The organism is Oscillibacter sp. PC13 (genome assembly GCF_900115635.1).
GTDB lineage: Bacteria > Bacillota > Clostridia > Oscillospirales > Oscillospiraceae > Oscillibacter.
Genome location: NZ_FOXE01000004.1, coordinates 129,880 through 148,418 on the forward strand (window position 1 = coordinate 129,880; position 18,539 = coordinate 148,418).

The 18,539-nt window shown below is 55.7% G+C and carries 18 protein-coding genes and 1 riboswitch; of the genes, 11 read left to right on the top strand and 7 right to left on the bottom strand.

What is annotated here, in order from left to right; translation table 11 throughout:
• Positions 1-42 precede the first annotated feature (42 nt).
• Both BMZ81_RS03545 and BMZ81_RS03550 read right to left on the bottom strand, forming a co-directional pair.
• A complete protein-coding gene (locus BMZ81_RS03545; protein WP_091128694.1) occupies positions 43-564 on the bottom strand; it encodes a spore maturation protein in 522 nt (173 codons plus the stop codon).
• Complete coding sequence (locus BMZ81_RS03550) at positions 561-1,145, bottom strand: spore maturation protein A (RefSeq protein ID WP_091128697.1); 585 nt, start codon at positions 1,143-1,145, stop codon at positions 561-563. Before BMZ81_RS03550 ends, BMZ81_RS03545 begins: the two co-directional genes overlap by 4 nt.
• Before the next feature lie 171 nt (positions 1,146-1,316).
• On the opposite strand from BMZ81_RS03550, the gene BMZ81_RS03555 reads away from it, so the two are divergent.
• On the top strand, positions 1,317-1,559 hold the full coding sequence (locus BMZ81_RS03555) for an AbrB/MazE/SpoVT family DNA-binding domain-containing protein (RefSeq protein WP_091128700.1): 243 nt from the start codon (positions 1,317-1,319) through the stop codon (positions 1,557-1,559).
• 401 nt (positions 1,560-1,960) lie between these two features.
• On the opposite strand, the gene BMZ81_RS14355 is transcribed toward BMZ81_RS03555, so the two are convergent.
• The 4 genes from BMZ81_RS14355 to BMZ81_RS03570 form a co-directional block, all read right to left on the bottom strand.
• A complete protein-coding gene (locus BMZ81_RS14355; RefSeq protein WP_278308868.1) occupies positions 1,961-2,086 on the bottom strand; it encodes a hypothetical protein in 126 nt (41 codons plus the stop codon).
• Between the two features lie 12 nt (positions 2,087-2,098).
• Complete coding sequence (rsmI, locus tag BMZ81_RS03560) at positions 2,099-2,929, bottom strand: 16S rRNA (cytidine(1402)-2'-O)-methyltransferase (protein ID WP_091128702.1); 831 nt, start codon at positions 2,927-2,929, stop codon at positions 2,099-2,101.
• On the bottom strand, positions 2,926-3,660 hold the full coding sequence (locus tag BMZ81_RS03565; RefSeq protein WP_091128704.1) for a tRNA1(Val) (adenine(37)-N6)-methyltransferase: 735 nt from the start codon (positions 3,658-3,660) through the stop codon (positions 2,926-2,928). The genes rsmI and BMZ81_RS03565 overlap by 4 nt, the downstream gene beginning before the upstream one ends.
• 97 nt (positions 3,661-3,757) lie before the next feature.
• Positions 3,758-3,931: a DUF362 domain-containing protein gene (locus BMZ81_RS03570; protein WP_091128706.1), complete on the bottom strand. Its 174-nt coding sequence runs from the start codon at positions 3,929-3,931 to the stop codon at positions 3,758-3,760.
• A gap of 278 nt (positions 3,932-4,209) precedes the next feature.
• On the opposite strand from BMZ81_RS03570, the gene BMZ81_RS03575 reads away from it, so the two are divergent.
• The 6 genes from BMZ81_RS03575 to BMZ81_RS03600 all read left to right on the top strand — a co-directional run bounded on the left by BMZ81_RS03575 (position 4,210) and on the right by BMZ81_RS03600 (position 13,372).
• A complete protein-coding gene (locus BMZ81_RS03575; protein WP_091128709.1) occupies positions 4,210-4,662 on the top strand; it encodes a CtsR family transcriptional regulator in 453 nt (150 codons plus the stop codon).
• Between the two features lie 182 nt (positions 4,663-4,844).
• A complete protein-coding gene (locus BMZ81_RS03580; RefSeq protein WP_091128710.1) occupies positions 4,845-5,354 on the top strand; it encodes a UvrB/UvrC motif-containing protein in 510 nt (169 codons plus the stop codon).
• Positions 5,355-5,390: 36 nt separating this feature from the next.
• Positions 5,391-7,847 carry an ATP-dependent Clp protease ATP-binding subunit gene (locus BMZ81_RS03585; RefSeq protein ID WP_091128713.1) on the top strand — a complete coding sequence of 819 codons (2,457 nt, stop codon included), beginning with the start codon at positions 5,391-5,393 and terminating at the stop codon, positions 7,845-7,847.
• Between the two features lie 289 nt (positions 7,848-8,136).
• The gene (locus BMZ81_RS03590; protein ID WP_242942557.1) at positions 8,137-9,984 is read left to right on the top strand and encodes a CvpA family protein; all 1,848 of its coding nucleotides are present in this window, start codon (positions 8,137-8,139) and stop codon (positions 9,982-9,984) included.
• A 75-nt stretch (positions 9,985-10,059) separates the two neighbouring features.
• A complete protein-coding gene (locus BMZ81_RS03595) occupies positions 10,060-12,066 on the top strand; it encodes a molybdopterin-containing oxidoreductase family protein (protein WP_091128715.1) in 2,007 nt (668 codons plus the stop codon).
• A 169-nt stretch (positions 12,067-12,235) separates the two neighbouring features.
• Complete coding sequence (locus BMZ81_RS03600; protein WP_091128718.1) at positions 12,236-13,372, top strand: pyridoxal phosphate-dependent aminotransferase; 1,137 nt, start codon at positions 12,236-12,238, stop codon at positions 13,370-13,372.
• Between the two features lie 182 nt (positions 13,373-13,554).
• On the opposite strand, the gene BMZ81_RS03605 is transcribed toward BMZ81_RS03600, so the two are convergent.
• Positions 13,555-14,655 carry an amidohydrolase gene (locus BMZ81_RS03605; protein WP_091128720.1) on the bottom strand — a complete coding sequence of 367 codons (1,101 nt, stop codon included), beginning with the start codon at positions 14,653-14,655 and terminating at the stop codon, positions 13,555-13,557.
• 175 nt (positions 14,656-14,830) lie between these two features.
• Positions 14,831-15,000, top strand: a riboswitch (Lysine riboswitch).
• Positions 15,001-15,106: 106 nt separating this feature from the next.
• On the opposite strand from BMZ81_RS03605, the gene dapA reads away from it, so the two are divergent.
• The 4 genes from dapA to BMZ81_RS03630 all read left to right on the top strand — a co-directional run bounded on the left by dapA (position 15,107) and on the right by BMZ81_RS03630 (position 18,536).
• Positions 15,107-15,994: a 4-hydroxy-tetrahydrodipicolinate synthase gene (dapA, locus tag BMZ81_RS03615; RefSeq protein WP_091128724.1), complete on the top strand. Its 888-nt coding sequence runs from the start codon at positions 15,107-15,109 to the stop codon at positions 15,992-15,994.
• The gene (gene dapB, locus BMZ81_RS03620; protein WP_091128725.1) at positions 15,991-16,710 is read left to right on the top strand and encodes a 4-hydroxy-tetrahydrodipicolinate reductase; all 720 of its coding nucleotides are present in this window, start codon (positions 15,991-15,993) and stop codon (positions 16,708-16,710) included. The genes dapA and dapB overlap by 4 nt, the downstream gene beginning before the upstream one ends.
• Before the next feature lie 16 nt (positions 16,711-16,726).
• The gene (gene dapD / locus BMZ81_RS03625) at positions 16,727-17,422 is read left to right on the top strand and encodes a 2,3,4,5-tetrahydropyridine-2,6-dicarboxylate N-acetyltransferase (RefSeq protein ID WP_091128728.1); all 696 of its coding nucleotides are present in this window, start codon (positions 16,727-16,729) and stop codon (positions 17,420-17,422) included.
• A 163-nt stretch (positions 17,423-17,585) separates the two neighbouring features.
• Positions 17,586-18,536, top strand: coding sequence for a ComEC/Rec2 family competence protein (locus tag BMZ81_RS03630; protein WP_091128730.1), 951 nt, complete (start codon positions 17,586-17,588; stop codon positions 18,534-18,536).
• Positions 18,537-18,539 lie beyond the last annotated feature (3 nt).

The window sequence follows — 18,539 nt, forward strand, 5'->3', positions numbered from 1 at the left end:
TATATGGACAGGGCACCCCAAATGGGGTGCCCTGCTGCGCGGTTATGTGCCGAAAAAAAGCCGGACGGCAAAGGCTGAGGCGATGAAACCCGTCAGATCTGCAGTGATGGCAGCAGGAACCGTGTGGCGGGTTTTGACAATGCCGGCGGATCCAAAGTAGACGGCAATGGTGTAAAAGGTGGTCTCCGTGCTGCCCAGCATGACTGCGGCCACTCGGCCAATGTAGCTGTCGGGGCCATAGGTGGCCATCAAATCTGTGCCGACTGCCAAGGCGCCGCTGCCGGAAACCGGACGAACCAGCATCAGCGGCGTAGTTTCCGGAGGAACGCCCAAAAAGTCCAGTATCGGTGCGAATAAGCTGGAAAACCAGTCCATAGCCCCAGAAGCACGAAACATCGCCACAGCCGTAAGAAGGCCTACCAGCGCCGGAATGATGCGCAGAAGAACGGTCAAGCCCTCCTCTGCACCGTGTGTCAGGGCGGCATATACGTCCACCTTTCGCCCCAGACCACAGACAGCAACAGCTGCCAGCAATACCGGGATAACCAGTGAGCTGAGATTCACTTCTGCCGCCTCCCCACTCTGGCCAGCAACTTGGCCATGAAAATACCGGCAGCCACAGACAGCACAGAGGAGAGCCACACTGCGGGAAGAATGTCAAAGGGGGACTGAGAACCGCTGGCCGCCCGTACAGAGGCAATGGTGGCGGGGATCAGCTGAATGGAGGCGGTGTTCAACACCACAAGAAGACACAACTCATCACTGGCCACGCCGCCGCAGCCGCGGGCCATCCGGCGGGCAGCACGAATTCCAAGCGGGGTTGCCGCATTGCCAAGGCCGAGAAGATTGGCAGAAACATTGGCGGAGACTGTTGCCAGCGTTTCGCTGTCCCTGCTGGCTTCCGGCAGCAGGTGGCGCAAAAGGGGGCGGAATGCTTTGGCCAGTCGGTCAGAAAGGCCGCAGGCATTCATGACTTCCATAACTCCGGTCCAAAGGCACAGGACACCGGCCATGGAAATGCTCAGTTCAATTGCAGAACCTGCACCTTCCAAAGCGGCGTTGGCCACGGCATCCAGATTACCGGTAGCCAGTCCGAAAACCAGTGAGAGAAGGACCATACCAGTCCAAACCCACGTCATTGCCATGAGATTCACTCCTTATAATATGTTGAAAATCCTTACTGCACCGCTTCAAAGCGGCACTGTATTTATGAAATTACTTTTAAACTTTTGGAATATCAATTGACAAATAATGACAGTTTGTGGTATTGTCATCTTCGCGCCAAGGACGAAATATGAGTTAAAAGGAGAACGATTGTGAAATCAACGGGCATTGTAAGAAAGGTTGACGAATTGGGCCGTATTGTGCTTCCCATTGAGATGCGCCGTACACTGGATATCGCAGAGAAGGATGCATTGGAAATCTATGTGGAAGGTTCGTCTGTCATTCTGAAAAAATATAAACCCAGCTGTATTTTTTGCGACAGCACCAAAGACATTGAGACATTCAAAGGGAAAAATGTCTGCCCCAAATGCTTAAAAGAGCTGAAAAGCCTGTAAATACGGAGTGTGACTATCGTAGAAGCAGCGTGTTTACAAGACAAAAAGAGCCTCGGAACCTGGGTTAACAGGCTCCGAGGCTCTTTTCGTTCGATTAAGGAGGGAGTGCGGCCTTAACGTTTGTGCTGACACTGCCGGACGAAATGGCCGATCCCAAAGCCGGCCAGCATTCCGCCGAGGGTAAGAATGGCGAAGAAGCAGATAAAAGCCGGTTGCTTCCCAATTGTAGTGCCCGGCGAACCTGCTGAGGAATCCGGTCGTGGCGGAATTATTTTTTGTGAGAACAAAGAGGAGAAGGACAAGTGCCGCCAGGGCAGCTGCGGCCACCCGCAGAGAGTGGCCTCCCTTCCTGAGAACGTATGCAATGGCGGTACCGCAAACCATTGGCATCAAGAACAGGGTCAGAAGGGCGGAAATTGCAGCGTCCGTCCACAGGGCAACCGTCGGGCTGCTGCAATTGTGGCAAGCACTGCTGCAAAAAAGGAAAGGCCGACTGCCAGGCTCTCCTTCAAAGTCCATCCATTCATGGCAAGGCCCCCCTATTTCTCCAATGCGGCGGCATACAGCTCGTTCTTGGAAAGCCCCGTGTGTTCTGCGACCTCTCTGACGGCGTCCTTCAGCCGCTGCCCCTGTTCCTTCAGCGCCAAAACCTGGGCCACGCCTTCTTCCAGCGTAACAGCGGCTTGGGCTTGTGGCACTGCACCCGCAACCACCAGCACATATTCTCCCTTGGGGGCATTTTCCTGATAATACAGCACGGCGTCTCCTAAGGTACAGCGCCGGGTTTCTTCGTGGATCTTGGTTAATTCCCGGCACAGGGCGATTTTTCGATCCGGACCAAAAGCGGCACAGAGGTCATTCAGTGTGGTACGCAGCTTGTGGGGGGCCTCATGAAAAATCATGGTGCGCTCTTCGCCTTTCAGCAATTCCAGGCGTTCCCGGCGGCTCTTTTTGTTGACGGTTAAAAAACCTTCAAAGGCAAAGCGCCCGGTGGCCAGGCCGGATACAGCCAGGGCATTGACCGCTGCACAGCAGCCCGGGATAGAGATAACGGTGATGCCGTTATCGGCACACAGCCGCACCAAATCCTCTCCGGGGTCGGAGACGGCCGGGGTACCGGCATCCGTTACCAAGGCGCAGGATTCTCCATCCAGCAGCCGGGCGAGAACCGCCTGCCCGGCGGAGACATGGTTGTGCTCGTGATAGCTGACCAGCGGTTTTTTGATGTCAAAATGGTTCAGCAGCTTGATAGAGACGCGGGTATCCTCAGCTGCGATGAAATCCACGGATTGCAGTGTTTCAACGGCGCGTGGGGAGAAGTCGCTCAAATTCCCAATAGGGGTGGCTACCAGGTATAAAATGCCGATCATGGCATGTCCTCCTGCGTTCGAAAATAGATGGCGTTCATTTCTGCTGTAGGCCTGCCGAGTTCGTTTTGCAGAATCAGAGGCGGATCAATGCGGAGTCCCGGCTTCCCGCCGCGGCGGCCCTCCAGCAAAAGAAGGGAAGGCGCGGCTTCTGCGGTTTTGCACACCATGCGTAGCCGCTTTGGCTCCATGGCGTGGGCCCGCATGGCGCACAGCAGATCTGTCAGCCGTTCCGGCTTATGGACCAGGCAAAAGCTGCCGCCCCAGCGGAGCAGCCAGGCGGCGGCTGTACAGAGATCCTCCAATGTACAGCTGATTTCTGAACGGGCGGTTTGCAAGGCTGCGCCCTCGGCCAGTCGACCTGTACCGACAGGGTAATAAGGCGGATTGCATACCACAAGATCAAAGCTGCCGGTGGGAAATAATCTGCGTGCATCCCGGAGATCCCCCTGACGGATAGATAGCCGATCTGCTAAGCCGTTAAATGCGGCCGTTTTTTCCGCCAGACGCACGGCGTCAGGGAGAATTTCTACCCCGGTGACGGCTAATTTGGGCTGCCGCTGAACAAGCAAAAGCCCCAGAAGCCCCGTGCCGCTGCCCAGATCGCAGACGCGGCAGCCAGCTGTCAGGCATGGAAAAGCGGATAATAGGAACGTGTCCGTCCCTGGAGGAAAGAGCCTGTCATCATAAAAATAACGATATCCGTTTTCAAAGAGACAATCACTGCGCTCCATACCGTACTCCCTTCCTGCCTGATATCCCATTATAAAACAAAAGTAAAAGTCCCGCAAGCCACCGCTTGCGGGACTTTTATGTATTCCTGCGAATCAATTATTCAGCGGGAACGATGGCACCATTGGGGCAGGTGTCGCTGCAAGAACCGCAGTCCAGGCAGGCAGAAGCGTCGATCACATAGGAATCGTCGCCCTGGCTGATGGCACCGGCGGGGCAGGCGTCTGCGCAGGAGCCGCAGCTCACGCACGCAGAGGTAATCTTGTAAGCCATGGGAAGCACCTCCATAAGAATTTGTATTGTCATTCTACCACACATCCATAAAAAAGCAAGTACAATGTGAAAGCAATAACAAAAATTTCATGAAAAATCAGGGGAAATGATAAACCGGAGCCTTACCAAATTCAGCGTTCATAATTTGTTTTCAAAATAGTCAGAGAAAGTCAAGAATAAGTGCTTGACAAATGAGAGAGCTGTGCTATACTAACAAGCAGAACAAAGATTAAAGAAAGTCAAAGTCAAATGACTTTTAAGGGAGGACTGAGTGCCAAGTGGGTATTTCAGATTTGATTGCAAGCTTTCTTCAGGAGAGCTTGGAGACATCGGAGGATGGCGTCCTGGAGGTTCAGCGCAGCGATTTGGCACAGCGCTTTAATTGTGTGCCCAGCCAAATCAATTATGTAATGTCCACCCGATTTTCACCGGAGCACGGCTACATTGTGGAGAGCCGCCGGGGCGGCAACGGATACATCCGCATCACCCGGGTACAGGTAGATCGGCAAACGCTGATGATGCATGTGATGAATTCCTTGGGGGATCAGGTAGATCTTCCGTCAGCCAGAGCAATTCTCTCCAACTTGGTGCAAGCGGGTGCGCTGGAGGAACATACGGGCCGGGCACTGCTGGCTGCAGTGGGAGACAGGGCCCTGGGGGCTGTGCCGCGAGAGATTCGGGATACGGTTCGGGCAGACATTATGAAGCAGGTGCTGATTTTGCAAGTATGAGAACTGGATTTGCTCCAGAGGAGCATGGCTGCCGATGAACACCGCCAAAGGCGGCGGAGGACAACTTTTTCCGCGTACAAAAAGGAACCGGGCACTTACGGAAAGCGCGCGGGAACTTGCACGGCGGAGAATGGCGGAAGTTTGTTTTGTAAATTATATGCAGTATATAGGAGGAATCGATTATGAAATGCGAGAATTGCGGCAAGAATGAAGTTACGTTTGTATACCAGAGCAACATCAACGGCCACGTGGAAGAGAAGCATCTTTGCAGTGAATGTGCGGAGAAGCTGGGATATTCCCAGAGGATTGCGGCCCATAACCAGCGGATGATGCAGAATTTCTTTGGCGGCGGCTTGTTTAGAGACGGCTTCTTGGATGACTTCTTCTCCCCCATCCCCAACCTGATGGGGCGGATGAACAGAATGCTGGAAGACCCCTTTGACGACTTTTTCAGCGATATGCCTGCTCTGGGGGCGGCCCCTGCTCAGCGGGAGGAGGCCACGGAGGAGAAAAAGAACGATTTGGTAGGGAAGGAAGAGCAAAGCCGCTTTGCTTATATGCGTAAGATGAACGCACTGAAAATGGAGATGAAGAGGGCGGTTCACGATGAGAACTTTGAGCGGGCCGCAGAACTCCGGGATCAGATCAAGGAGCTGGAGGCAGAGCATAAGGAGCAGAAGGAGAGTCAATAAAACTGCCTTTTCCAACAGAAAGGAAGGTAAAGAACCATGAATGAAAATAAGTTTACGCCCGGGGCAGAAGAAGCCCTGCGGCTTTCCCAAGAAGCAGCTGGGGATCTTGGCCACGGCTACGTGGGTACCGAGCATTTGCTGCTTGGCCTGATTCGGGAGGATGAGGGCCTTGCCCACACCGTCCTCACTGAGGCGGGGCTGACAGATGATATGATTGTGGAGATTATCAAGAAGAGCGTGGGAGCGGGCCTGCCCGGCAGCAACCCTGCCCAAGGGCTCACCCCCCGTGCCAAACGGGTGGTGGAGATCGCTGTGGAGGACGCCATGCGGGGCGGTTACCACTATGTCGGCACGGAGCATCTGCTGGCAGGGCTTTTGCGAGAGGGCAACAATATGGCTGTCCGGATTCTGCGCACTGCCGGTGTGGATGCAAGGCACCTGTACACGGCACTGATGCAGAAAATCAGTGAGACCCCGCGAAGCAGCGCACCGGAGAACAAGGCCGGAAGCGCTTCCAAGGAGGACGGCAGCAAGACCAAGACGCTGCGGGAATTTACCCGGGATCTGACGGCAGACGCCCGAGCCGGAAAACTGGATCCGGTCATCGGACGGGACGAGGAAATCCAGCGGGTCATTCAGATCCTGTCCCGTCGGACGAAGAACAACCCCTGCCTGATTGGCGAGCCTGGCGTGGGCAAAACCGCCATTGCAGAGGGACTGGCCCGGAAGATTGTCCTTGGCGACGTGCCGGACGAGTTGCTGGATAAGAAACTGCTGTCGTTGGATCTCTCCGGAATGGTAGCCGGTACCAAATACCGGGGCGAGTTTGAAGAGCGAATCAAAAAAGTTCTGGAAGAGGTCAAAAAGTCGGGCGATGTGATCCTGTTCATTGACGAGCTACACACGATTGTAGGCGCTGGTTCTGCGGAGGGGGCTGTGGATGCTGCCAATATCATCAAACCGGCCTTGGGCCGGGGAGAGATTCAGGTGATTGGCGCGACAACCCTGAACGAATACCGGAAGTATATTGAAAAGGACGCTGCACTGGAGCGCAGGTTCCAGCCGGTACAGGTGGGCGAGCCCAGTCAGGAGGCCTCTCTGGAGATTTTGAAGGGCCTGCGGGAGCGGTATGAAAAACACCATAAGCTCCAAATCACCGACGAGGCGCTGGAGGCGGCTGTGACGCTGTCCGCCCGATATATCAATGACCGGTTCCTGCCGGATAAGGCCATTGACCTGATGGACGAGGCAGCCAGCCGTGTCCGTCTGGAGACAGAGGAACTCTCTCCCGAACTGAAGAGCCTGGAGGAGAAGATCGCCGCTTTGGCAAAGGATAAGGAGGCGGCCATTTCCAAGCAGGACTATGAGACGGCCGCCCAGTTGCGGGATATCGAAAAGGATTATCAGGATCAGGTAGAGATGGAGCGGGAGAAGCGCCGGAAGAACAACGCACAGCACCGCCCGGTCACTGCAGAGGACATTGCAGCTGTGGTGTCTGGCTGGACTGGAATACCGGTGACCCGCCTGACAGAAGATGAGGGCCAGCGGCTGCTGCATATGGAAGAGAAGCTTCATGAGCGGGTTGTTGGTCAGGAGGAGGCCGTAAAAGCTGTGGCCCGGGCGATTCGCCGCGGCCGCGTGGGCTTGAAAGATCCGAAGCGGCCCATTGGCTCCTTCCTGTTCCTGGGCCCCACGGGCGTTGGAAAAACGGAGCTGTGCAAATCCCTTGCAGAGGCCATGTTCGGAGACGAGAACGCCATGATCCGCATTGATATGTCTGAGTATATGGAGCGGCACACAGTGTCTCGTTTGATCGGCTCACCTCCCGGCTATGTAGGTCACGACGAGGGCGGCCAGTTAACGGAAAAGGTCCGCAGAAAGCCGTATTCCGTGGTTTTGTTTGATGAGATTGAAAAGGCCCATGAGGATGTCTGGAACGTGCTGCTCCAGCTTCTTGATGACGGCCGAATCACCGACTCCCAGGGGCGTACTGTGGATTTCAAAAATACGGTGATTGTCATGACGAGCAACATCGGCGCCAAGGCGTTGACCGTTGCCAGCAGCAAGCTGGGCTTCTCTGCGGAGGAGGAGCGTAATGCGCCTGATGCGGAAAAGACCTTTGAACGTGCAAAGGAGACGGTTATGGCAGAACTGCGCCAGACTTTCCGGCCGGAGTTTTTGAACCGGATTGATGACATCATCGTATTCCGCGCCCTGACGGAGAGTAATATCCAGGAGGTTGCCCGCCGGATGCTGAAAACAGTTTCTGTCCGGATGGAGGCCATGGGCGTTTACTTGGATGCCAGCGACGAGGCTGTGGCTGAGCTGGCCAAGGAGGGCTTTGATCCAAAATACGGAGCACGGCCCCTGCGCCGGGCGATCCAGAACAAGGTGGAGGATGTCGTGGCGGAGCGGATGCTGGACGGCACGCTGAAGGCCGGCGACACCGCCAAGCTGACGGTGGAGGATGACCGCCTGTTGGTGACAAAGTAAACACAAGCAATCCCCGCCCCTTCCATAAAAGAGGCGGGGATTGCTTTCTGCGAGACGGAAAGGCTGCTTCCAAAAACCCGATATGGGAGGTGGAAGGAACCAAAAAGAATTGGGAGTTGGCCCGGCTTTCCCACATTTTTGTAAACTGTTTCCGCCACTCTGGGGACTGAGTTCCTGAGTAAGCGCAGATCTAAAATTTACAGATGTACGGGAAAACTTGATTTGTTCACATATTTCCTTTATGATAATACAATACTTTGTCTGAATGAAAAAGAGAGGAGCAGATGGCATGCCGTTCCAATTTAACTTCGGCGGCTTCAATTCCGGTGGATTTCAGGAGGGAGGCACCGGCGGCTTTACACCGCCGCCCAAGAAAGCGCATAAGCCCCGCAAGGCGATTGGCAACGCCTTTACGCGGACTTTGATTAACGTTGGCGTGACACTGCTGGTTGGCTTGGGATATTTTTATCTGGAGCTTCCGGCGTTGAACTTCCATGCCGAGGAATTCTACGTGTTCGTTTTTCTCCTGTGCGCGGTCTATTGTGTATGCGCGGTATTGACCTCCGGTTTTCAGGGAGATGGGGCCAAGGGATATTTTCACTTTGTGAAAAAACAATGCACGCTTCCATTTGTAGTGGTGATTGCCCTCATCGCGGCGATTGCCATCGGCGCGATTTCCTCTTGGGTCGTACTCCGGGCGGGCAGCTATAGTAAGCTGCTGCCTATTCAGAGCGGTGATTTCACGGCGGAGGTGGAGGAAATCAGCTATGACCAAATTCCCATGCTGGACGCTGATTCTGCCGCACGGCTGGGGAGCCGGAAGCTGGGTGAGCTTTCCGATATGGTATCCCAGTTTGAGATTTTGCCCACCTACACCCAGATCAACTATCAGGGCCGCCCGGTTCGGGTAACGTCCCTGGCCTATGGGGATCTCATTAAGTGGTTTACCAACCGCTCGGAAGGCCTGCCGGCCTATCTCGTCATCGACATGGTGACCCAGGAGGCGGAGGTGGTGCGCCTGGAGGATGGAATGAAATACACCACCGCCGAGCACTTCGGTCGGAACTTATACCGCCACCTGCGGTTTCATTACCCCACCATGATGTTTGACGATCCTGTGTTTGAAATCGATGAGGAGGGAACACCCTACTGGGTCTGCTCCCGGATCGTCAAAACCATCGGTCTCTTCGGCGGCACAGATATCAAGGGCGCGGTACTGGTAAACGCCGTCACCGGAGAGAGCATCTATTACGAGGAAGTTCCCAACTGGGTGGACCGGGTGTACTCCTATGACATTATTATGGAACAGTATGACTATTATGGTATGTACCATAACGGTTTTTTGAACTCCATGTTCGGCCAGAGGGATGTGACGCTGACCACAGAGGGTTGGAACTATATCGCCATCGACGATGACGTCTATATGTATACCGGTGTTACCTCAGTGACCTCAGATCAATCCAACATCGGCTTTATCCTGTCCAACCAACGGACAAAAGAGACGCATTTTTATACGATTGCCGGTGCTACGGAAACCTCTGCAATGGACTCGGCCCAGAGCCAGGTGCAGCAGATGCGGTACGAAGCCACCTTCCCACTGCTGCTGAACATTGCTGACCAGCCTACGTATTTCATGTCATTAAAAGGTGCGGACGGCCTGGTGAAGATGTATGCAATGGTGAATGTTCAGCGCTATAACATCGTGGAAACCGGCGGCACTGTGGCAGAGTGCGAGGCCAATTACCGTCAGTCTCTGGCCCATGAGGGGCTGATTGATACCGGTGAGGCCGAGGTAATTCCCGGCGACCAGGAGGAGACCAGCGGTATCGTTGCGGAGATCCGCAGTGCCGTTCTGGACGGCAACACCTTCTATTTCTTCCGCTTGGAGAACGCCGACACTTTCTATGCCGTCAGTGCGGCGGAAAATCCGCAGGCTGTGATTCTGAACGTGGGGGACAGCGTAGTGCTCACCTACCGTACGGGCGACAGCGGCAGCATTCTCACGGGGACTGGGATCAGCCGGTTCCCAAGACTGGAAGGCGACGACCAGCTTACGCTTACAGAGCGGGGGACTCCGTCGGAATCAGATCGCGAGACGGCTGCGAAAGAAGTGCCCGGTGCTCAATCAGCGGCCTGAGCAACTGAAAAATGATGATCAAAACAGCCCGGGGCACATTTGCCGCCGGGCCGTTTTACGAGGAGAGAAGTTGTCATGATAACCGTGCAGAAAACCATCTGTCCCTATGACTGCCCAACCGCCTGCGGCCTTATGGCTGAGACGGACGGAACACGAATCCTGCGCATCTGCGGCGACCAGGACCACCCGGCAAATCAAGGCATAATTTGTGAAAAAATGCGGGAGTATGAGGCATCTGTCCATTCGGCGGCGCGGCTTCTGACACCCATGCGCCGGACAGGAAAAAAGGGGGAGGGGAAATTTGAACCTATCTCCTGGGAGGCGGCTGTCGGGGAGATCACAGATCGGTGGAAAACGATTTTACAGGAAGATGGTGGAGATGCAATACTGCCTCTGTACTACTCCGGCGTAATGAGTGTGATCCAACGCAAGTGCGGCGATGCCTTTTTTGGACGCATGGGAGCCTGTACTTTGGTGAAGACACTTTGCTCCTCTGCCAAGAGCGCTGGCTATGCGGCGGTGATGGGGAAGACCGGATGCCTGGATCCCCGGGAGCTGACAGACAGCGACTTCCTCCTGATTTGGAGCAGCAACGTAAAGGCTACCCGCCTCCAGACCATGCCGATGGTACTGCAGGCCCGGCGGGACGGCAAGCGGGTGGTGCTGGTGGAGGCCTGTGCTGTGGATATGGCGCCTTACTGCGACGAGGTTTTGCTGATCCACCCGGGGACAGACGGGGCGCTGGCCTTGGCAATGATGCATGTTTTGGAGCGGGAGCACCTGGCGGACGAAGCATTTTTACGGAAATATGCCCATGGTTATGAGATGTTTCGTAAGACTCTTCCGGCGTATTCCCCTGCCTGGGCCGAAAAAATTACCAGGATTCCGGCGGCACAGATTGAAGCTCTGGCGAAGGAATATGCCGCGGCAAAGGCCCCGGCGATTTTGCTGGGAAGCGGATTCTCCCGCATGGGAAACGGCGGCATGACCACCAGACTGATTACCATCCTCTCCGCTTATACCGGCGCCTGGAGCAGGCCGGGCGGCGGCTTCTGTGGCTGCAATCCAACTGGGGGCGACTACATAGACGATACCTTGGTGACCCGGCCGGATTTCCGCCGGACACCGGGACGGAAGGTGAACATCAACTGTCTGGCCTCTGCACTCTGCGGTACACAGACAGAGCGACCGGTAAAGAGCCTGTACGTATATGGAAGCAACCCGGTAGGATCCGTCTGTAATCAGACAGGGCTTCTTCAGGGGCTTGTCCGGGAGGATCTGTTTACGGTTGTTCACGAGCGGTTCCTGACGGATACCGCCCGGTATGCGGACATTCTGCTGCCGGCCACCTTCTCGGTGGAGCAGACGGACTGTTATACTTCCTATGGCTACTGTACGCTGGCAACGGCAAAAAGGCTGATCGAGCCAGCGGGGGAGAGCAGGAGTAACTGGGATACCTTCCGCCTGTTGGCGCAGGCCATGGGCTATGAGGAGCCGTATTTCCGCCGCACGGAGGAAGAAGTGCTGCAGGAACTGCTGGCTCATCCTGCGCCGGGGCTGAAGGACATTTCTCCGGAACAGCGGGAGACGCTCCGACGGGGCGGCACAATCTCCCTTCCGTTTGCAGATCATCTCCGATTTCAAACACCAGCGGGAAAAATTATGATAGTCAACGAGGCGCTTCCGGATCCGGTGCCCCGATATATTCCGCCCTACGGCGGGGAATTTCCGCTGCATCTGGTGGCAGTTCCCAGCTGTTATACGCTGAACTCCATTTTTCTGGAACGGGACAGACTGGTGGAAAAGCGGGGGGCTGCAATACTGCTGCTGCACCCCCGGGATGCATCTGCCCGGGGGATTCGGGATGGAGACCGCGTGACGGCATTCAACGACTTGGCCGAGGTGCCCTTCCAGGCGCAGGTGACCGAACTTGTGGCAGCGGGCAGCGCTGCTGTACCAGGTATTTATACGGCTGCTGACGGAGGAACGCTGGTAAATGCCCTGCACCATGAGCGGCTGTCCGATATGGGGGCGGCCACTACGCTGAACGACAATACCATCGACGTGAGAAAAGCGGATTGATACGGCTGGTGGTGCGGAAAGGCTGTCCTGCGCGGCCGCTTTGCGCCATCCCCATCTCCGCGGTGAAAACGCCCCGACTGCCAAGCGCAATTTTGCGGGAAACAGCGGTTGACAATGGTTTTTCAGGCGGATATACTGAATTCCATTAGGAAAAAGGAGCGTGAAACCTATGGACTTGACATTGAACAGTGCCGTTTTGGGTGTGGAAATCACCGGCATCCGGCAGTTTACCTATCTGGTGCGGGATACGCCCGGTGCCTGTGCGCTGACCATCGGCGAACCGGATTTCAACACCCCGGATGTGGTGAAAGAGGCGGCAAAGGCCGCGCTGGATGCCAATGACACCCACTATCCCCCCGGAAACGGCTATCCCTATATGCTGGAGGCACTTTCCAAATTTGAGGCGGAGCGCCATGGCCTGCACTATGCGCCCGAGGAGATCATTCTTACCATCGGTGCCACTGAGGGACTATTCATTGGCATGTCCACCGTTTTGAACCCCGGCGACGAGATCATCATCCCCACGCCGGCATTCGGCCTGTATGAATCCATGGCCCGGCTGCTGCGGGGCGTTCCGGTGCCGCTGCCCACGGAACACAACCGTTTTCAGGTGGATCCGGAGGCGCTGAAGGCTGCGATTACACCAAAGACGAAGGCCATTGTGTTGACCTCGCCCAATAATCCAACTGGCTGCATTTATACGAAGGAGACGCTGGACTGGATTCATGAGGTTCTGAAGGACAAGCCCATTTTTGTGTTCTGCGACGATGTGTATCGGGAGTTGATTTACACAGAGGACTACCACAGCTTTGCGGAGTTCCAGGACATGCGGGATCGTATCATTGTCATCCAGAGCTTCTCCAAGCCCTATGCCATGACCGGCTGGCGGCTTGGATACTGCATGGCGGATGCCCCGATTCGGGACCGGATGCAGATTTTCCACCAGCACAGTGTGGTGTCCGCTCCCTCTTACGTCCAGCCCGCCTGCGTGGCGGCCCTGCAAAAGGACGTCAGCGACGTGCGGGACACCTTCCGCAAGCGCCGGGACTATGTCTATCCCCGCCTCCGGAGCATGGGTCTGGAGGTGCAGGAACCCGAGGGCGCCTTCTACATGTTCATCAACATCGCCAAGTACGGCATGGACTCTGAGACCTTCTGCAAAAAGATGCTGCAGGAGGGTAAGGTGGGTCTGATTCCCGGCATCTACTTTGGTACCGAGGGGTATGTGCGGCTTTCCTACTGCTATTCCGACGCCGACCTGAAAGAGGGCCTGGATCGGGTGGAAACGTTCATCAAGACACTGTGATTTCATAAAACAAGCGCTGTGCCACTGGCACAGCGCTTGTTTTATGAGAACTTCAACGCTTGAATCAGGCGGTGGGCCGGAAGGCAGCCCAACAGCCAGAACCTACAGAAGGAGCGTGGTCAGCCCAATCAGAATGGGCAGGAGAAAACCGCCTGCCCGCAAACATAATGGACGCCGCCTTATTACCCAAGCATTGCCAGCTTCTTCAAAAACGCAACGCCGCGCGGGAGTACCAGCTCGTCATCAAAGGAAAAGTCCGGCGCGTGAAGCTCCGACGTATCGCCAACACCCAAAAAGAAGAAGATACCGGGGACGTATTGCTGATAGAAGGAGAAATCCTCCGCCGCAAGAGCGGGGCTGTCCAAGAGCTGAGGGGCAGAATCTCCCAGCCGGGTACAGACAGTCTGATAGAGTTCCTCATGGTTCCAGACCGCCGGATACCCATCGCTCAAATGTACATCCACTCCACAGCCGGTCTCCGCTGCCAGAGCCTTGCCGATGTCCTTGAGCTGCTGGCGGCAGAAACGGAAGATATCCTCCCGGTAGGTTCGCAGGCTTCCCTCCAGCACCGTGCGGCCGCTGACGGCGTTGCGGACGGTGCCGGACACCATCTTGCCGAACCGCAGCACCCGGGGCTGGTCCAGCGGCAGGGCGTCCATCATGGTATAGGCGCGCTCGAGATAGGCGATGCCTGCCGTCAGAGCATCCCGGCCCTCCGCTGCCCGGGAGAGGTGAACGCTTTTGCCCTCCACCGTAATAGTGACCTCGTTGGACCGGGCCATCAGGGGGCCAGGACGGGAGGCAATGGTTCCGGCCTCCAGACCGGGCCACAGGTGCAATCCGAATATACGACGGGTACGGTACTGCTCCAGAATGCCGGATTCGCACAGCTGCCTGGCACCGCCGGTTGTTTCCTCGGCTGGCTGGAAGAGAAAGAGAACGTTTCGGGGCAGCTCCTGCAGGTGCCGGGAGACATACTCTGCCAGCGCCAGCGCCATAGCGGTATGGCCGTCATGGCCGCAGGCATGCATGCAGCCCGGATGTTCAGAGGCGTAGGGCAGGCCAGTGGCTTCCTCCACCGGAAGAGCGTCCATATCTGCCCGGAAGGCGACGGTTTCGGGGCGGCCGGCGTCAAAGAAGACGCAAACGCTGCCGGTAATAGGCGAGGAAGCTTTGCCGCCCAGCGGCTCCAAAACGGATTTGACATATCGAATAGTCTCCGGCAGCTGGTTGTCCAGCTCCGGAATTTGGTGCAGCGCACGGCGGTATACAACGGCAGACATGAAAAGACCTCCTGACAGTAAATCAATAACTGACTGTACTATAGCACGGCTGGCCTCAGGGAAACAGAGGGGAATTCACTTTTTTGGTGCTTTCAACAAGAGAATTGCTGGAAAGACTGCCGTTTTTTTCAAATTGTCTCTTGAAACGGAAGGAGGAAGGTGGTATGATAACCAAAAATGAGATAGAGGCGCGGATGCGATGGAACCACAGGAGCCGGCAGGCTGTGAATGTGGGGAGGGCAAGTCCGCCGAACTTTTCATCCAGGCGTGGATGGAAGGTGGGGCCGTGGGAAACACCCACGGGACTGTCTGCGGTGAAGATGCCGCAGGTGCGCTATCCGCTTACAGAAAACTCCACGTTTTTCGCGTGAAAGGGCTGTCGGTAGGGGCGTGTCTCTACCGACTTTTTATTTTAAAACCGGAAAAACGAAAAGTATGGAGGACACTCAACATGAAATTCGAACATCTGCAGGGATCCATCGTCGCCATGATTACCCCATTCCACGAGGATGGAAGCGTCAACTTTGAGGTTTTGACCCAGCTGCTGGAGCGCCAGATTGCCGAGGGAACGGATGGAATTCTGACTCTGGGTACGACTGGCGAATATCCCACGATGAGTCATGAAGAAGATGCGGCCGTGGTGGCCCACACCATTAAGGTGGTAAACGGCCGGGTGCCTGTCATCGTGGGCAGCGGATCCAACTGCACAGCCACCCAAATAGAGAAGAGCATCCAGTACCAGGACATGGGAGCGGATGGGCTGCTGTTGATCGCTCCCTATTACAACAAAGCCAACCCAGAGGGAATGTACCGCCATTTTGCCGAGACAGCGGATCGGGTTCACATTCCCTGCATCCTGTATAATGTCCCCGGCCGTACCGGCTGCTCCATTCCGGTCAGCGTGGTGGAAAAGCTGGCGCAGCACCCCAATATCACCGGCATCAAGGAGGCCTCCGGCGATATGAGCTACGCCATGAAGATCGCCCACTGCATCGGGCCGGAGTTTGCTTTGTACTCTGGCAATGACGACATCACCGTACCGCTGATGAGTGTTGGCGGCAGCGGCGTGATCTCCGTCTATGCCAATGTGATGCCACGGATGTGCCACGAGATTGTGAAGGATTTCCTGGGCGGCAACCAGGCCCGGGCAGTGGCGAACCACCTGAAGTATTTGAAGCTGATGAATGATCTTTTTATTGAAGTGAATCCCATTCCGGTAAAGGCCGCCATGAATATGATGGGATTGAATGTTGGCCCCATGCGTCTGCCCTTGTGTGAGATGAGCGGGGAGCACGCAGCTGTGCTGCGGGCCACACTGCAGGAGGTTGGCCTGGTATGAGAATCCTGCTCATTGGCCGCGGGAAAATGGGCAAACTGATTCAGGAGACGGCTCAGGCCGCCGGCGACGAGGTGGTGGCTGCATTCGGGCATCAGGATTTGGATCAGCTTGGAAAAGTGGGGAAGGTGGCCGACGTGGTCATTGATTTCTCACGCCCGGAGGCCCTGCCGGAAATTTGCTCCTATATCCGCCGCACCGGCACAGCGCTTCTCTCCGGCACCACCGGATACACTGCGAAGGAGAAGGCAGAGCTGGAGGCATTGGGGACCAGTGCCCCTGTACTTTGGAGCGCAAACTACTCCTTGGGTGTGGCGGTGTTTGTCCGGGCGCTTCAGGCAGTTTCCGGGGTGCTGAAGCCGGATTTTGATATTGAGATTACAGAGACCCATCACAATCAGAAGGCGGATGCCCCCAGCGGTACGGCAAAGCTTTTGCTGACGGCCATTGACCCGCACCACGAGCTGACCCCCGTCTACGGTCGGGAGGGCAACTGCGGAAAGCGGCATAAGGAGGAGATCGGGATCCATGCCCTCCGTGGAGGCACTGTAGCCGGCACGCATACCGTCCATTTTTTTGGTCCGGACGAGGAGTTTGAAATCACCCACCGGGCTGCCAGCCGCCAGATTTTTGTAAACGGAGCACTGCATATGGCCCGTTTGCTGCCGGGAAGGCCCAACGGGGTCTATGACCTGCAAAAGATCCTGTTTGGAGAATAATCGTTAGGAGAATCGTATGAACGCCCAGGAGATTATCAATTATATTGCAAATTCTGAGAAGAAAACCCCTGTCAAGCTCTATGTAAATACCACAGGCCCTGTGGATTTTGGTTCGGCAAAGGTTTTCGGGAGCGGCAACAGCTTCACAGTCTTCGGTGACTGGGGAGAGTTGGCGGCTGTCCTGCAGGACCATGCGGACAAAATTGTGGATTATGTAGTGGAGAACGACCGCCGCAACTCCGGCGTGCCCCTGCTGGATCTGAAACAGGTCAAGGCGCGCATCGAACCGGGCGCCATTATCCGCGAGAAGGTTGAGATTGGAGAAGGAGCCGTTATTATGATGGGCGCTGTGATCAACATTGGCGCTGTGATCGGCAAGGGTACGATGATTGACATGGGTACAATCCTGGGCGGACGGGCCATGGTGGGAGACCACTGCCACATTGGCGCCGGCACGGTGCTGGCTGGTGTAGTGGAACCAGCGTCCGCAACCCCCGTTATAGTGGAGGACGGTGTGATGATTGGTGCTAACGCTGTAGTGATCGAGGGTGTGCACATCGGTAAAAATGCTGTGGTGGCCGCCGGCGCGGTGGTCATTGAGGATGTGCCCGAAAATGCCGTGGTGGCGGGCAGCCCTGCCCGCATTGTCAAGATGAAGGACGCCAAGACGGAGAGCAAAACGGCTCTGGTGGACGCCCTGCGAAAACTGTAATCAAATAAAGTGAATTCCCCGCCGCATTGGACATGCGGCGGGGAATTTTTTCGGATACCAAAATTTCAACCTGAAATTTGGTGGAAAAGAACGGTTATTTCTGATTGCTATGGTGGAATAGGTGTGGTATCGTAATACCAACCATTTTGCAAGGGGTGAGGGCATGCTGATTTTGGACTTTATCAATGTCGGCAATGGCGACTCTATCCTAATTCGGGAAATGGACGCACAGCGCCAGTTGTTTGCTATGTTGGTGGACTGCGGCCATGACTGCCTGGAGCGGGACGACCATCCGCCATTGAAAGACGAGCGATCCTGCCGCATCTATGCAGGGGATTTCCTGAAACAAAACGGAGTTACGCATCTGGATGCCCTGCTTCTGACGCACTTTCACCGGGACCACATCGGAGGTCTGAGCAGGGTGCTGGAGGCTGTGACGGTGGGAGAGCTGCTGACAACTTATGTGCCACCAGCGGACGCTGTTCCATTGAACCCGGATGGGGACAATGGACTGGTGAAGGCTGCACGGAACCTGCTGCGGTGTGTGGACATGTATGCTGCGGCACTGCGGGAGCATCCCGGCCGGATTGGACAGGTAACGGAACTGGTGGGTGACCGGACGGAAACTCTTCGCCTGACGGAGGAATTGTCCATGGATATTCTCTTTGGTGAACCGGCTCTTTATCCCCGACAGAAGTTGGTTTATGACCGTGCATTCCAGGGAGAAAGGAATGGCTATGATCTGATTCACTGGGGAAAATCCATGAATGTTTCCAGTCTGCGCCAGCGTCTGTATTATCATGGCCGGGAGATTGTTTTGGGCGGCGATGCTTATGCCCACATGTGGGAGACAGCTACCGCCACCCCCTGCGATATTTTGAAAGTCCCTCACCACGCATCCCTTTCTTCCACCACCCGGAAACTGCTGCGGCTGCTGCAGCCAAAGACGGCAGTGGTCTGCGTGGCAGCCGGCCGACCGGATGAACGGCCGCATCCGTACATTGTATCTTTGCTGCAGGAGATGGTGCCTGAACTTTATTTTACTGATGCAGTCAGCCTTCCCGGGCTAGTGGATCCGGTTTATCACGAAACAGTCCGTCTGACGATTGAATGAGCA